We start from the raw sequence: 16,685 nt of genomic DNA on the forward strand, positions 1-16,685 counted from the left end.
AAATTAGAATTCAACCGAAAATCTATGCATTTCATCCTTAAATGAATAAATGATTTTCCATTGATACCGGAGGGTAATTTCTTTTACTATGGCTAATCCCAGCCCGCTGTTGATACTGTCTTTTGAGGAAATGGCAAATCTTTTGAAAAGTTTTTCAGCATCCAGGGGAGCTGTACCTGTATTCTTAATTTCTAAGCTGTTGTTAAACAGATTAATAGTGATCTGACCATTTGCGGGGGTATGTCTGATTGCATTGATCAGCAAATTGTTAATTAATGTTTCAAGTAAAAACTTATTGGCAGAAACCTTTACTCCCGGAGTAATATTTTCAGTTAAGATTAATTTTTTATCCTCCAGATATTCGATCAGCAGATCGAGGCTTTCGTTTACAATATCAGCTATCGAAATTTGTGTGGTATCCTGAAACTGTTTGTTTTCAATTTTGGCCAGTAGTAAAAGATTTTTACTGATCCTGGATACCCTGGCCATTGGAATTTCAATATCGTTGAGCAGTTGTGATTGATCCTGGGTAATATCTTTAGTTTGTAATAATAGGTCGATCTTCGATTTTAGTATAGCCAACGGAGTTTGCAGTTCATGCGAGGCATTTTCCAAAAACCTTCGCTGTTCATTAAAGACGCTGATATTATTCTCAATCAATTTATCGATAGCACTATTTAGTGCGCTGAATTCTTCAATTTCAGAGCTGCCAAGATGCAGTTCCTGATTGGCTGTAAGATCAAAGGCCTGTAGCTTTTCTAATGTTTTACGAAAAGGCGACCAGATTCTTTGGGAGATATTCCTGTTTAGAATGATAAATCCGACTACCAGCATCAGGAAGAAAAATGTGGTAACAATAGCGATAGCAAGGATAATTTCTTCAGTTTCTTCAATATTGGTTTCTATCTCTAAATGATAGGTTTTACCATGAACGGTTAGAAATGAAGACAACCCTCTGAACCGGTCGATTTGCTTATCGCTTCCAAAATCACGTTTTCTGTAAATGGTGTAAATACTATCTGGTCTCACTGCTGTAGCTGGTACAGGATATAATCTGGCTCCGGGTTCCAGCGCATTCCAGATATCCAGTACAGCTTCAATTTGCTGGATATCGAATCGCTCATTTGTAGCATTTTTTTCTATTCTTTCCTTAATAATCAGGTTATGTTCGTCTAATTCACTTTTCCAGATATGATCTACAACCCAATAGTAAACAGGAATACTGGCGGCTAAAATAATCAGCGCGTAGATTGAAAAGGCTTTGAATGGTTTACTTAACAGCTTACTCATATTTCCCATTTATAACCTGTGCCATACACTGTTTTCAAATAATTATTGCTTCCGGCTTCCTGGAGTTTTTTCTTTAGATTTTTTACATGAGCGTAAATGAAATCATAATTATCGAACATATCTGCAAGGTCGCCAGACAAGTGTTCTGCGATGGCGCCTTTAGATAAAACTTTATTTTTATTACCAATAAAGAATAGTAGTAAGTTAAACTCTTTTGGAGTGAGGGTTATTTCCTGATTGTTGACAGTTACAGTTTTTCCGAGCAGGTCGATTTTTATTTCATTTTGTTGAATGACATTCGAATTATTGAATTGTTTGCGACGGATAACTGAATGAATTCTTGCAGATAATTCTGAATGATGAAAAGGTTTGGCCAGATAATCATCTGCCCCGATTCTAAGGCCCTGAACAATATCCTCAGTGGCATTTTTTGCAGATATGATTATAATTCCTGTTTCTATATTTTCCTGTTTCAACAGCGATAATAAATCCATACCATTTCCACCGGGAAGCATGAGATCCAGCAATATACAGTCATAGGTATAGATACCAATTTTTTCGGCAGCCTCCTGGTAGGTGCCGGCAATTTCACAAATGTAGTTTTGTTCTGATAGGTAGGCTACTATGTCCTGTGCTAAAGCCTGTTCATCTTCAATGATCAGAATTTTCATTGATCGAATTTACGACTTGAATTCTGAATTAAATCTGAATGCTTAATTCCGTCTGCTCCAGAAGGGTGAATCATTCCATCTTTTTTCGAGGGTATATTGTCCGATCAGCATTTTGAGATAGGTTGAAAAGGCGGTGCTTATGGCCCAGTCATAGGCAGATAGGGATTCTTTATCTCCGTTTAGATAATCAGCAATCGCATGGCCGGCATAATAGCCTCCTTCCAATGCAGAAGTAATACCATAGGAGGAAATGGGATCATATGAATAAGCTGCATCGCCAACGGCCAGCCAGTTTTGTCCGATCCGTTGGGAAAGGTATCCGGTTGCGGCGCTGGTGATATTGAGTGTATTAGCGGCAGCAGAGCAATTGTCGATGATTTCAGCAATAAGGCTGGTAACAGATGCTGTATGAAGCAACTCTTTAGTTGTGCGTAGGTTGGAGGGTAATAAATCGGTATCGGTCATTAAACTCAATACCAGCTGCTGATCGGCAAGGGGGGCAGCATACCACCAGCCATTTTCTACAGATTCGAGGTAGGTAAATTGTTGTATCTTTTTGGCAAGAGGAATGCAGGCAGTAATCCCTGCCAGTTTATCTATCATTTTTCTTTGGATCCCCAATCTCCTGGCCACTCTCGACTTCCTTCCCGTTGCATCAACAATAAAGGAGCATCTAAGTTCCTGCTTTTGCATATTAGCATCAGAATAGGCAACCGTCCATTCTTCATTATAATAATTTAGAGAAGTCATACTGCAACCACTAAGGTATTTCCCTTTGTTTTTGCTTACCTGATCGGCTAATTGAACTTCAAAGATTTCCCGGTTCAGATGCCAGCCCTGAGTAACGGTATTAAAGAAAAATGATTTATCTGCCGGCTGTTGGCTTCCCCATACAAACCTATTCCCATAACAGGTAAGGTGAGATGGATGATGAAGTAAGGCATCTATTCCTGATTTTTTAAAAATAGAATAGGCCTGCGGGGGTATGGTTTCACCAGGTTTGCGAACAAACGTGGGCGAGGCTTCGAGGATAGTGCATTCATACCCTCTGTTTAGTAACTGCAAGGCAGTGGCGGCACCTGCCGGGCCGCCACCTATAATAATAATCGGAATTTTCATCTGCTTACATTTCGTCTCTTCTAAACGGTTCGCGCTCCAGAATTCTAAGTTTACTTGCATCAACACCTCCGGCTTCCTGCAGAATAACTCTTGTTTTTTGCAGAATTGGTGGCTGAACATTTTCGGCAACCAATACTTGTTCGAAGGTTTGGTCGGCCTGCATAAAGCCTGGTCGGCCTGCTTCTACCCATAAAGAATTAGGCAGGGCCGGATTTTGCATTTGAGGAGAAAGCTTCACTTCAGTGACAATTCCCAGGAAGTGCCATCTTTGTACCATTTTCTTCAGTTTGGACAGATACTGAGTGCCCAAATCCCGGAGCCAATCCTGCCTGTAATCGAAATGTTTCAGGCGTTGCTGGATATTTAAATCCTTATCGGCCAATCTTTGGAAGGAGGATTCAGAAAGTACCTGGTTAGGTACTCTGGCTGCCCAGAAAGAAGGTAACGATAAGTAGGTTGTGGTATCATAACCCGATAAGCAACTGGCTTCATCTGTTTGCCATGGTACTCCCAACCAACGGGTCAGGGAACCCGGACCACTACCATCTATTGGACCTCCGGCGCCTAAGGCAATTTCCGGAGTCAGTTTTTCGCCATAATCATCCTTAGGCTCTTCATTTTCCGGAAGGATTTTAATTCTGAATGGTTCATCCCAGAAAATACGTTGACGGAAAGGCCAGGTAATTTCAATACCTGGATGGAACGGACCTCCCAGGCATTCTTCCAATGGTGCTTCTATTAAAGCCTGTATCTGTTCTGGTAATGTGAAATCCTCAAAGTCTGTTCCTGGTTTGCTACCCTCAACAAAATGACCTTGCGCCCATTGTTCCATTCTTTCATACTGTGTTTGGGTAAGCGGAAGATCTACATTATGTACTTCTTTATAATCTCCAAATGCATCGCCATAGAATGGAGGTATTTTAACAGGCTCGTAATTTTTATTAGCTGGATCTCTGTACCATTGGAAAACCTTTGTGCGCAAGTCTCTATACAGAGGATCAGGGCTCATGAGCTTCATTAAATTTTCTGTAGAGAGGTAGTCACTCGGTGAATTTTGTCCGAACAGCATAAAGAACCCATGATTAACCCATTGTGTTTGAACTGTTCTGGAGATAATTGGGTAAATATGCTTCCAGAATTCAACTTGTTTGGGAGTTGGTATTTCTCCACCCTGAAGAAATAAATCTTCTACCACATCATACATTGTTACCACTGCAAACAAACCCGGACCGTAGTTAGGAGGCGTTACAGCTACCATTGCAGGTGTTACTTCATAAGAAATACCTGCTATAGTTACGGTTGCGTAGATGGTGCCATCAGCGGTGTCGTCGTGCCAGCCAACATTATTGGCAAATGTAGTTGGGTCTTCGTCGAAAGCGGAAGCTGAGGTTCCATCTGCCGGGATTACCAGCAGGCGGCCATCTTCATCTGTTTGGAGCTCTCCCAGTGGTACATTAATATCATAGAAGTAACCTTCATCGAAAAACACACCACTTTGATTAATGCCCTGAATTTTCTTTGGATCAGGCAGGATGTTTAACTTGCTACGGTCTTTCTCATCGCCGTTCCGATGCGTCGAAGTTTTAGGTTGGTTGTCTGGTAAGTCCAACGCATTTTCGAAATTATACCAGCTCGACTTCCTGTTAGCCAGATTTACGCGCCATTCGATAGTGGTATCACTATCTGCTTTTATTTCCTTTACAGGATTACCACTTTCATCAAACGCGTATATTCTGAAGCGTGGTACTTGTTTTTTAATTCGTCCGCGGTCGTCTTTATAGCCATTTTGGTGAGGAGGCTCGATGCCGGGAACATCTGATGCAAAGAAGAATTCGTCTGAATTCCCTAGTCGTGCAATGCCAAGAGGTGGGTAGATCGCTAGTGTAGCGAAATCAGCTTTTCCTGCCATAAAAAATTGTTTTTTAGTTGTGGTATTTATTTTCTTGCTGTATGCGGTTCGGTTAAGGGGATGCCATTTCTGTTTCTGCGCAGGCTGGCGCCTTCTTCATACACTACTTTTCTAACATCGCTGATACTGCCAATAGGTTTGTGAGCTTCGAGTGTATGCCATGGGTTATAGGAAAGGTTTTCTCCATAGGCTACCTGTCCGGGGGCATCTATATCCTGTTTGTGTATGATGAGGGTAGCAAAGAGTTGGGGTGCAGAAATGTTTTCTGGCCAGCGAACCATTGCTTCGTCGAGCGGCATTTCATCTTCATCTGTTCTGAATTGAAGGTAGAATCCCATGTGTACCTCTTCTTTAAGAAGTCGTTGTTTCAACTCGTCTCTTAGGTAACCAGGGTTATTATCCGGAATGGGTGGGGCGGGAGGTACGTTTATTGGAACAAGTTTATATTTTACATAATCGTCGCCTCCGAATGCGTAAGGTAAGCAACTACCATAAACGGCAGTGGCTACACTCGATTCCCGTTTTTGCATTTCATCGAGTATTTGTGCTGTCTCTTCATGATCTTTAAGATATGAATCATAGTCGCGTAACACAACACCTGCATAGGTAAATTCACACATATCCCTGGCCGTATTCACAAAAAAAACATCATGATTTTGCAGGATGAAATCAGCTGTTAATGCGTCAGGTTCACTTTCCATCAACTTTTCACCTGTTACTCCAAAGAGCTTAATTCCAATACCAATAGTAGATTTAAGATCTCCTAATCCCGGTTTTGTATCGCTCGAAAATCTTACCCAGGCATCCAGTTGATCGTACTCAAAAATACCGATACGTTGATGAGCCGGTAATTCTTCATTCACTATAAATGTGGCTTTTGCCATACCATGTTGTTTGGAAAATACCGGGCGCCTGACAGGACATTGGCCATCCAATGCCCGCGGAAATTGTATCATATCGATAAACATTTCCTTTAAACTATTTGTAGGGTTTGCATAACAATTCACAGCTTTTGTAGTATGTGAATGATGCTTTGGGTTCAATAGGTGCATAATTTATTTGGGGATTTGGTTTTATATAGATAGTTTTTTGTTGATGAACAGACTGTTTAGGGATTGATTTGCTATAAATGAAAATGCATATAAATCAAATGCAGTGCTTGTTTCGACGGATCAATATTACATAAAAATAAATTCCTTCCAAAATAAAAGTTAATTATCCTACCAAGTAATTTTTTGATAAATTATAGTGTTTATAATATTATCGTATATGCGTTGAAGTTAAAAATAGGTGTAAAAAAACAGGGCAGAATTTCTGCCCTGTTTTGCTGTTATTTTTTAGATTTAAATACCCAGTAATATAGTGGGGGGATTAGTATAGGTGTGAAGAGTAATGTAAATGTTAATCCACCAATGATTACAGTAGCCAATGGTCTTTGCACGTCGGAACCAATGCCTGTGCTCAGAGCGGCCGGTACAAGTCCGATAATCGCTACCATCAGCATCATCATAATTGCTCTGAATTGTTCCACAGCAGTATGTTCAATGATTTGAGGCAAGTCGTTTGTCGATGCTATTGTATTCCTGTTCAAGGCGGATACCAGCAACACACCAGCCATTACAGAAATACCGAATATAGATACGAATCCAACGCCTGCCGATACATTAAAGTGATATCCTCTTATAAACAAAGCAATAATTCCACCTGCCAGGGCTACCAATATGCAGCTCATGGTAATGAAAGTTTGCTTCATATTCTTGAACAACATAAACAGAAATACAAAAACAATCACAATTGTTAATGGAATAGTAAATGCTAATTGTTTACCTGCTCTTTCCAGATTCTCATATTGTCCGCCATAGATCACTGAATATCCTTTGGGAACATAAATTGCTTTACCGATCTTTTCCTGCAATTCTTCAACAAACGATCCCTGGTCGCGGCCCCGCACATTGGTTCTTACAGTTACCATCCGTTTACCATCGATGCGATAGATGTTTGTTTGGCCATCTATAAACTTCACTTCCGCCAATTGATCCATTGGGATTAAAGCCCCCGTAGCCGATGGAACCTGAAGGTTTTTAATAGCTTCAATAGTATTTCTGTATTCAGGTAAATAACGGATTACGATATCGTATCTTTTAGTACCGTCGTATAATGTTCCAATTGGTTTACCCCCGATAGCCGCTTCTATCATGGCCTGAATATCACTTACATTAATAGCAAACCTGGCTGCATTCTCCCGATTGATATTAATAGCTAATTGTGCTTGTGAGCCTTCCTGTTCAATATTTACAGAAGCAGACCCTTTTGTGGCTTTTACAATATCTGCAATACTATCGGCCTGGCGACGCATAATCGACAAATCATCACCAACCACTGAAATCGCCAGATCGGCCGCACTTCCGGTTACAATCTCCATCACCTGGTCTATAATCGGCTGACCAGAGTTGAAGGAAGCACCAGGGATATTTCTTTCAAGGTCGCTTTGAATCCTTCTAACCAGTTCTTTTTTGGATATTGTGTCACTCCATAATTTGTAATCTTTTAGTCCAACCAGGATCTCTGTTCTGTTTGGTGGAAACGGATCTGTACCATCATCATTTCTACCGGTTTGTGTAATCACATACTTAACCGGAGGATATTTGCCGATGATGTTACGGATTTGCGGGGCAATTTTTGCATTTTCCTGAATCGTTACACCGGCAGGTAAAAATGATCTCATGAAAATTGAACCTTCATCCAGTTCGGGAAGGAATTCTGTTCCCAGACGTGTTCCTAATCCAACTAATGCTACAATCAATACACCGGCAATAATTATAGTACGTTTATAGTTGGGAAGTATAATAGTGAGCATTTTGCGGTACGAACTCTCAAAGAAATCGAGCACCCTGTTTTTAGGCTCTTTCATAGGTTTGTCCGATGAAAGTGCTTTCCTGTAGGCGTAGGATATAAGTACCGGGATTAACGTCAACGCACATATCATAGCCCCAATTACGGCAAAAGCTAATGTTAAGGCCATTGGTGAGAAGAGCTTGCCTTCCACCCTGGTCATTAGCAGAATTGGTGTGTAAGCCAGAACAATAATGGTAACAGAAAAGAATATCTCCCTGCCAACTTCCTGTGCGGCAGCAAGAGTAATTCCTACAATTCCATTTTGCTTTTCGATAGGAGTAGCACTTCTGTATCGTCTGATCAGATGTTCCGCCATTACGCAGGCTCCGTCTACAATGATCCCAAAGTCGATAGCCCCCAGCGATAAAAGGTTTGCCGGTATACCGGTTAAACGCATCAATATAAAAGCAAATAACAAAGAGAAAGGAATAGTTGCTGTAACTACCAGGGCCGAACGAATGCTACCCAGGAAGAAGATCAAAACTATCACAACTATACTGATACCCATAAACAGGGTATGAGATACAGTTTCCAATGAATGGTCGATCAGAAAACTCCTGTCGTATAAGACCCGCAACTTAACTCCTTCGGGTAACTCAGTTTCGGTCAGATCTTCCAGTTTTTTCTTAAGCGCCTTTAATGCATCGCTGGGATTCTCACCCCTTCGCAACAGCACAATCCCTTCCGGTGATCCTACTTTATCGATTCCTTCATCAGGTACGGCATATCCCAAAACCCCGGAAGGAGGAGGTGGTGCTATTTCAACATCTGCAACATCCCTGACATAAATTGGAGTACCGTTTTGGGCCGTCAATACTATATTTTCAATATCCTTTTCCGTTTTTACGGCTCCCAATCCTCTGACTGCAAATCCCTGACCCCCTCTGTCGATCACATTTCCACCGGTATTCTGATTATTCTTCTGCACTGCATCAATTACATCCTGTAATGTGACGTTGTACTTGCGAAGTTTGGTAGGAGAGGGCAGTACATGAAACTCCTTTAGTGGCCCGCCAAAGGTGGTAACATCTGCGATACCCGGAACCTGAAGTATAGCCGGGCGTATTACCCAGTCCTGCAGGTCTCGTAACTGCATGGATGTATAATTTGGGGGAGCTTCTACCACATACCGGTAGATTTCTCCAACCGCTGTAGTAAGCGGCGCCAGTTCAGGTGTTACTCCGTCTGGCAAACTAATGGAGGAAAGGCGCTCAATCACCTGTTGCCTGGCAAAATAGTCGTCTGTTCCATCCTGGAACGTTAACTGAACTACCGAAAGTCCGAAGATGGTCCGACTTCTTCTATCCAATACTCTGGGTACATTATTTAATGCCCTTTCAATTGGTATGGTAACCTGTTGCTCTACTTCCTCTGCGGCCCTGCCGTTAAATGGGGCTACTATAATAACATTCGTATCGGCAATATCAGGATAGGCCTCTATCTTAAGTTGAGTAAAACATAAATATCCCAAAACAGATAATACACCTGCTGCTATTATTACTGCCCATCGGTTACGTAAAGAAAATATTAGAATATTCCTGATCATGCGTCTATTTGATCTACTGAATTAGTAATAATTAATCCGCCTTTATACTTATCTCTCAGCATTTTTAGTACGGTGCGTACTTTTTCATCTTCATCAATGAATGTGATCATCATTGGAGGATCATCGAACGAAAAGATCTGATTAGGGCGTTTAATTCTTTGATTAATTCCAAATCCCATTATACCAGTGAAAGCTGTTGCACCTTTAATGTTGTTCTGCACCAGAAATTGCATAATGAATTCGTATAGTGGTTTGGCCTGAAAGAGGTCGTCTTTATCTATATAGATTTGTGCTTGTAGCATTGTAATGAGTTTAATAGCCAAATGAAATACCTTTTAATTGCATTGCACCGTCTGTAACTACCATATCACCTTCATTCAGCCCGCGATAAATGATTATACGTCCACCAACTTCGGGTCCTGGTAATACTTCCTGCCTGTGAAAGGAGCGATCTGCCGCCTGGGTAAATACATAATTTCCACCCTGTACTGTTACAAGTGCAGATTTAGGGATAGATAAACTATTACCTTCGTTTACTCCGAACTTAACGGAAGCAAACATCCCGGCTTTCAGTTTATTGCCTGTATCCTTAATGCCTATACGTAGTTTTACCATTCTTGTAACGTTGTCAATTACTCCTCCAATGTCTTCAATGGTTCCATTAAAGATCTCACCCGGGTAAGACGTGAATTGAATTTTACAGGCTCCGTTCTTTTTAACTTTTGTAACCTGGTTATCTGGCATTTCACAGATTACCCATGTTTTGTTGAGTGGTGGATGAATTAATTCCTGGGGATCAAATCCGGCGAGTTTGAGCCTTGACAGATGTTCTATAATAGAAGTACGTTCGTTACTTAATTCTGTTTGCGCGATGGCCATATCTGTTTCTGCACTGATAAGGTCTGTTTTCGCATCGGAAACATCTTTACCGGTACCGGCACCATGAGCTGCCAGATCTTTAAATCTGTCGAGCTCAATTTGCTTCTGTGCTACAATGGCTTTACGTTGTTGTACAATGTTACCTTTCTGGCGTATGTTGATGATGTGTTGCAACATCGCTGTATAATTGGCGGTTAATTCGGGGTTATCGAATAATACCAGGTTTTGATCTGAGTTTTCTTTTGAGAAAACAACGGTAGCGGCCACCATACCGGGGGCAGTTAACTCGGCATTCAAATCCTCTCTGGTAACCGGAGCTGTCTTAAAATAACTGAGTGTAACACTGTCCGGCGGGAATTTTATTACCCTTCCGCTATCTCCAACTGTTGGTTTAGTGGAAACAACCGGAGCTTTATTCGTTTGGTTATGCGACCCACAGGAAATTGCCATCCAGGATATAGTGACGATCAAAAGATATTTAGCTGTTTTTTTCATTCGACGATGTTTAACTTTTTGCTGAGAGATTTTGACTTACAATACCTGGTTGTATTGATTGATTAATCCGGTTACTGATAAGAGTTGAAGGTAGTTTTTACGATAATTGTACAATGCCTCATAATATGTTTTCTGGGTATCGAACCAGGTTCTCTGGGCATCAAGAAAATCAATGATAGTGGTACCCCCTCTTGTGTAGGAATACCTTACTGCCTGTAACACCTCTTCAGACTTTTCCAGGATACTTTTATACTTAGCAACTGTTTCCTTACTGAGCTGGTAACTGTTCCAGGCGTTTTTTACTTCTGTTTGCACCTGTTGCTGAATGGCCACCAAAGATTGTTCGGATTGTTGCAATTGAATTTTGGATTTCCTTATCTCCCCCTGGTTCCTGTTGAAGAAGGGAAGGGGTATGGTGCCATACAGCCCGGCGTATTGGATCGTATTTTGCGGATTATAGATGACACCTAATTCGGGAACAGGTTTACCCAGCGCTTTTTGTAGCTTTATATTACTTTTGGCCGACTCTATATTGCTCTGAACAACCTGTACGTCCGGCCTTTGTGCCAGGGAGATTTGTAAGAGCGAATCAACTTTTCCAGTAGCTTCATCATTGATCACGGTATCGGATTCATTAATATCCATATTGTCTGTTCTGCCTAAACTCAGTTTAAGCTGCTGTAATGTATTGGCATATTCCTGGGAGGCAGTTTTGGCCTGTAACTGGTATTGATCCAATAATAGCTGCGTTCTTAGCAGATCGCTGGTACTAATCACCTGATTTTTGAGCCGTATTTGCTGTATTTTCAGAAGGCTATCAATGTTATTTCTGGCTTCCTGCACTATCAGGAGGTTGATTTTGTTATACCAGACATCCAGCCATTTATTACCGGCATCGGTGAGTACATTCCGTTCTATATCTGCATAGCTTTTCTCGGCAGTGATAACATTTTTATTGGCTACCTCCTGTTTAAGTTTACGCTGGCCAGAGAATTGGAACTCTTTAGTTAACTGCCACCATAACTGGTTGTTATGCGAATTATAAAACTTTGTTCCCGGCTCGAAATATTTGCTGCTTAGGAGTTGTAAAGTCTGATTATTTAATACGGGATTAGGCCTGAGTCCAGCCGTCAGCACATCTGATTGGGCTATGGAAATGTCGAGGCTTGCTGGTTTAAGAAATGGGTTATTGTGTTTGGCCGATTCCAATGCCTGTAACAATGTTAAATTGTCCTGGGCTTTGAGGGCCAATGCCATCCCCATTGTACATACGAAGATTAATAAGCACTTTGGTCGCATGCCGGTCTGTTCAGTTTAAATTTGACAAATAATGATAGCAATCTCGGGTTTGAACATTCGATAAGTCAGGGGTAATAAGACGAGAAGAATTGGGTGCTAACCATCGGTTTATGATGGGGTATATTTGCTATATTGAATTTAACGACAAAATTCAACACTACAAAAGGACCTGATTCTAATCTTTTTATCCATTTCTGTTCTTACAGAATGACGAACTCTATTGAAATAATAAATACTGGAAAAAAATAGTCAGTAAACCAGACGTTTTGTTGGCCCGCAGGAGCTATCTTTTTTTGCTTTGTTAATTCGCTGCAAGCTACGCCAGTAAACACAAAGGGGCAGTTATAGACCAGATAGAAAATTATTAGAAATCTATTAGAAAGGAAGTCAGAGATGAGGCAGTTCAATAGTAAAGGAAGTACCTTTATTCAGTTCTGAATGTACGGTAATACTGCCTTTATGGAGCTGAATAATTTTATAGGTTAATGAGAGCCCAATGCCATTACCTTCGGCGTAGGCCTTATTAGCACCCCGGTAAAAAGGCTGGGAGAGATAGGGTAGATCTTCAGCGGGAATTCCAACGCCATTGTCGGAAAATCTGAGAATGGTGCTTTCGTCCTTAAAGGTGATGGTAACCTCAGACTGGTGATTGGGAGAGAATTTACAGCCATTTTCCATTAAGTTGGCAAATGCTACTTTGAGGAGGTATTCATTACCGGAAATGGATATATAATTGTCATTTTCAATTTCCTGCTCAAAAGTAACCAGGATATGATAATCTGAATTAGATTTTAGGATTTGCTGCCGGGCATCCAGCAATACTTCGTCTATGCGGGTAGGCTTAAAGGTAATCTCTGACGGGTCATAGCTTGCCTTTGCCAGATCTAGCAGGCCGTTAGCCAGCCTGGCCATTTTCTTGGCATCCAGCAATGCATTTTTAATGACCGCTTTATATTCTGTAATATTGCGTTCCTTAATGGCGGAAAGTTCTAGTTCAGCTATCACTGTAGCCAAAGGAGTTCTCAGTTCATGAGCAATATTGGAAACAAATTGTTTTTGGGCTTCAAATGAATTTTCCAGCCGGTCCAGCATCTGGTTGAAGGTAATAGCCAGTTCAGCAATTTCATCCCTACGGTTCCCTTCATCTACCCGTAAATCGAGGTTGGTGGCAGTTATGTCTTCCACCCGTTTCACCATCTTTGATACAGGTTTTAGTGCTCTTTGGGCAAATAGACTACCAGCAGCCAGAGTCAGAATAATGGCAATGGAGAAATAGATAATAAGGGTGTATTTAAGATTATTGAGCTTATCTAACCCATACTGGTCAAAAGCCGCAGCTGTAATGATAAGTTGTTTGCCATTATGCTCATATAAAAAACCCACTGCCTGTACCTGTCCGATATAGAAATTGATTTCTTTTAATCTTCGTATGCTATCCAGCATAGCAGGAGTTTCCTTTACTTTATCTATTCCCACCGCATCATGATAAAGTAAATGATGGGCAGAGTCGTAAATCGCTACTTCCTCTTCCGAAAGGGTATTGGGGGCATTCCGGTAAATCAGTTGTAAGACGGCCGGAGTAACTTTAGCTTCCATCCAGAGGTTTGCCCGGGTTATGGCCTGTAATTTCAACCGTTTAAAGTATTCATCTTCCCGGTTTTCGGCATACGAAACATAAATTACCAGCGCAAAGGCAGCCAATATAGCTGCAAATAGTGCGGTAAATAATAAAGTAAGTCGTAGCCTGATTTTCATTGTTTATAAATTCTCTTTAAGGATGAAGCCTATGCCTGGTTTGGTATGTATTAGTTTAACGTCCTGATCTTTATCAATTTTCTTCCTTAAATAATTAATATAAACATCAATAAAATTTGTACCTGTATCAAAAGTAGTGTCCCATACTTTTTCAGCAATTTCAACTCTGGTGAGTACACGGCCACTATTCCGCATCATATACTCCAGCAGTTTAAATTCTTTAGGTGTGAGATTAATCTCCTTACCACTACGTGTTGCCGTCATGGTCTGAAGATTTAGTGCCAGATCAGATATTTTCAGGATATATCCGTTGCTAAAGGTACTGGGAGTTTTACGCTTGGTAACATTCCGGATTCTTGCCAGCAGCTCCCGGAAGTCGAAAGGCTTTACCAGGTAATCATCCGCTCCTGCATCCAATCCTTCCACTTTATCGTCTGTAGTTCCCAGAGCCGTTAGCATAATAATTGGGAGATCCGGACGCACTTCCCTTATTTGTTTACACAAATCTAATCCATTAATCACTGGCAGGATGATATCCATAATAACAACATCATACTGATGCTGTAACAGTAGTTTTTTACCAATCGCTCCATCATAGGCTAATTCAACGGTAAACTGGTGTTCTTCCAATCCTCTCTTCAGCAGATCCGCCACCCGTTGTTCATCCTCTATTACTAGTATATGCATGCCGCCTGTATTTGTATTGCAACTTAAAAAGAAGAATCGACAACACAAAAATAGGCGCTACAACTTAATAAACTCCACTCTTCTGTTTTTAGCCTTCCCTTCCGAGCCAGGATCATTGGTTATGGGCATTGTATCACCTTTTCCGGTTGTTTGAATTCTGCCTGCCTCAATTCCATAAGTTTGTATTAGTTCAATTTTTACAGCATCGGCACGTTGCTGAGATAATTTCAGGTTTGTTTCTGGTCGGCCATCATGGTCGGTATGCCCAATTATCTGGATACGCATATCCATGTTTTGTTTCATCACCTGGGCTACTTCTTTAATGATACCCTGATTATCAGATTGAATTTTTGAAGAATTGGTTGCGAAAAGTATGGTATTACTCTCTAATTTGCCTTCTGTCAACAATTTAGAGCGGGTATCGGCCTTTCCTTCAGCTATCCGTAAATTAGAGAAGTAATATCCCAGTTCCGAATTCTTATAGTTAGATCTGGCCATATCTATCCTCAACTGGTTTAATCCTCCATCTAATGGTACTGCCTGTGGCAAATCAAATACCTTTTCTTTATCGATCCATATCCTGATTCTTTCTTTTTGAATATCTATTGCCAGATGAACTGGTTTGCCCAATTTAGCCGCATAATCAGAAAAGACATATTTATCTGTTTCGATTTTCTTCTTAGCCTCTTCAATAGAGACTAACTTAACATGCAAATCACTTTTGTAGGGAGCAAGAATAATATCCGCTTTGTTTTTAACTGTATAGTCACTACTTAATATATATCCTTTATTACCCCGGTCGTACAGTCCTATATTCAATGATGGTAGAAGAAACCCGCCAGTGGGTGAATAGCTGGTTATTAAGTCAAATTCAATTGTACAGTTTTCTGGTAAAGTAAAAGTTGGACTTAAAAATACCCCGCTGAATAATCGTAGCCATTTACCAGTAATACCATTGAAGGTAACCACCTCTCCACTGCTGCGGGTATACCATTTTAGCGGAAATTGTCCGGTTTCATCCTGAGAGAAATCATCATTGAGCAACACATTCGTGCCTGGTACAAAATCGTAATTGGTATTGGCCTGTAGCGGATTAGAGGCTATTTCAGGGCTGGATATACTGTTTTCGGCAGCCGGCTTGCTGTTTCCGGCTGAAGGTTCCCTTGACGGGTTACCTAATAAGGGATCGAGTTGCTGTTCTATTGATCTTGTCTTCTGCTTTAGTTTTTGCAAAACACTTTGTGAGAATGTGAAATTGCTGAACAACAGCAATAGTATAAGAATGCTGGATTTCATAATGCTGAGATTAAAAAAGCTCCATGAAGAAAGGCGTTTCTATATTGCTTTGTAATCCGCTGTTATAGGAGGTAGCAGGATCAGGTTTAAAAAAATAGGTAAGTGATTCCTTATAGGGTTCTTCCCCATAAATATCTCTGACATCTGTAAGTAAAATGAGTCTGCCATTCGTTTTGGCAGTAATCTTATATTTACATTGTGGAATATCGGTAATGAAGTAATTAAACTGATTTTTTTTGATAGTAAATGTTTTTTCCAGGAACTGTGCTTCACTACCATCAATAAACTTACTTCCTGCAACTGGAGTGAGCGTTATTTTTACTTCAGTACCAGCGGGCATTTGCTGCATTCCTTCAGACGGGAGATTGGTAAAAACCATTGTACCACCATAATACCCGGTAGTCGGAGAATTGTCTGATAAGGGTACATCCTCAATACGGCCGCTCAATTTCAGTTTGAAGTTTTTGGTATAACCTTCCTTATCCAGGCTAAAGGCATTATAATCATTATCTTCCGGGGCTATACGTAAATGGTAGGTCTGTCCTTCATAAGTTATATCCTTCCAGGCATAAATATTCCAACCGCCGATGTCCAGTTTGGGAGTCACATAGGTTCCGTAATTGGTCGAAAATACATCGGAAGATACATCGTAAAGTACATGGTTTACTACTCTTACCTTTGCTCCCGCAATAGCCTGACCTTTGGTGTCTTTTATAATGCCACTTACTTTATATGGATTTTTGGAATCGTTTCCGGGGTTATTATCGTTCTTTTTATCATCTTTTTTGCATGACGAAAGTAATACAAGGGCTACCAGACCCGCTGTTAATTGTTGTCTCATATT

Annotated in this window: 13 protein-coding genes; all 13 read right to left on the bottom strand. The window is 40.8% G+C overall.

The genetic code is table 11. From position 1 onward, the window contains the following. Positions 1-3: 3 nt before the first annotated feature. A complete protein-coding gene (locus tag DVR12_RS03850) occupies positions 4-1,290 on the bottom strand; it encodes a sensor histidine kinase (protein ID WP_158563194.1) in 1,287 nt (428 codons plus the stop codon). Next, the gene (locus tag DVR12_RS03855; RefSeq protein ID WP_116974124.1) at positions 1,287-1,961 is read right to left on the bottom strand and encodes a response regulator transcription factor; all 675 of its coding nucleotides are present in this window, start codon (positions 1,959-1,961) and stop codon (positions 1,287-1,289) included. Before DVR12_RS03855 ends, DVR12_RS03850 begins: the two co-directional genes overlap by 4 nt. A 42-nt stretch (positions 1,962-2,003) precedes the next feature. After that, positions 2,004-3,080: an FAD-dependent monooxygenase gene (locus tag DVR12_RS03860; protein WP_158563195.1), complete on the bottom strand. Its 1,077-nt coding sequence runs from the start codon at positions 3,078-3,080 to the stop codon at positions 2,004-2,006. A 4-nt stretch (positions 3,081-3,084) separates the two neighbouring features. Continuing rightward, positions 3,085-4,989: a LodA/GoxA family CTQ-dependent oxidase gene (locus DVR12_RS03865; protein ID WP_116974126.1), complete on the bottom strand. Its 1,905-nt coding sequence runs from the start codon at positions 4,987-4,989 to the stop codon at positions 3,085-3,087. Positions 4,990-5,015: 26 nt separating this feature from the next. Then, the gene (locus DVR12_RS03870) at positions 5,016-6,041 is read right to left on the bottom strand and encodes a catalase family protein (protein WP_116974127.1); all 1,026 of its coding nucleotides are present in this window, start codon (positions 6,039-6,041) and stop codon (positions 5,016-5,018) included. A gap of 278 nt (positions 6,042-6,319) precedes the next feature. After that, positions 6,320-9,430 (bottom strand): efflux RND transporter permease subunit, encoded by a 3,111-nt coding sequence (locus DVR12_RS03875; protein ID WP_116974128.1) that lies wholly within the window; start codon positions 9,428-9,430, stop codon positions 6,320-6,322. Then, positions 9,427-9,732 (bottom strand): DUF190 domain-containing protein, encoded by a 306-nt coding sequence (locus DVR12_RS03880; protein ID WP_116974247.1) that lies wholly within the window; start codon positions 9,730-9,732, stop codon positions 9,427-9,429. Before DVR12_RS03880 ends, DVR12_RS03875 begins: the two co-directional genes overlap by 4 nt. Before the next feature lie 10 nt (positions 9,733-9,742). Next, positions 9,743-10,804 (bottom strand): efflux RND transporter periplasmic adaptor subunit, encoded by a 1,062-nt coding sequence (locus DVR12_RS03885; protein ID WP_116974129.1) that lies wholly within the window; start codon positions 10,802-10,804, stop codon positions 9,743-9,745. Positions 10,805-10,840: 36 nt separating this feature from the next. Then, positions 10,841-12,103, bottom strand: coding sequence for a TolC family protein (locus DVR12_RS03890; RefSeq protein WP_116974130.1), 1,263 nt, complete (start codon positions 12,101-12,103; stop codon positions 10,841-10,843). A gap of 387 nt (positions 12,104-12,490) precedes the next feature. After that, on the bottom strand, positions 12,491-13,858 hold the full coding sequence (locus DVR12_RS03895) for a HAMP domain-containing sensor histidine kinase (protein ID WP_116974131.1): 1,368 nt from the start codon (positions 13,856-13,858) through the stop codon (positions 12,491-12,493). Positions 13,859-13,861: 3 nt separating this feature from the next. Next, positions 13,862-14,545: a response regulator transcription factor gene (locus tag DVR12_RS03900; protein ID WP_116974132.1), complete on the bottom strand. Its 684-nt coding sequence runs from the start codon at positions 14,543-14,545 to the stop codon at positions 13,862-13,864. Between the two features lie 57 nt (positions 14,546-14,602). Beyond that, complete coding sequence (locus tag DVR12_RS03905) at positions 14,603-15,841, bottom strand: OmpA family protein (RefSeq protein WP_116974133.1); 1,239 nt, start codon at positions 15,839-15,841, stop codon at positions 14,603-14,605. A gap of 10 nt (positions 15,842-15,851) precedes the next feature. Beyond that, entirely contained in the window at positions 15,852-16,682 is an 831-nt protein-coding gene (locus DVR12_RS03910; RefSeq protein ID WP_116974134.1) for a carboxypeptidase-like regulatory domain-containing protein, read from the bottom strand. Between the last annotated feature and the right edge of the window lie 3 nt (positions 16,683-16,685).

The organism is Chitinophaga silvatica, assembly GCF_003419895.1.
GTDB lineage: Bacteria > Bacteroidota > Bacteroidia > Chitinophagales > Chitinophagaceae > Chitinophaga > Chitinophaga silvatica.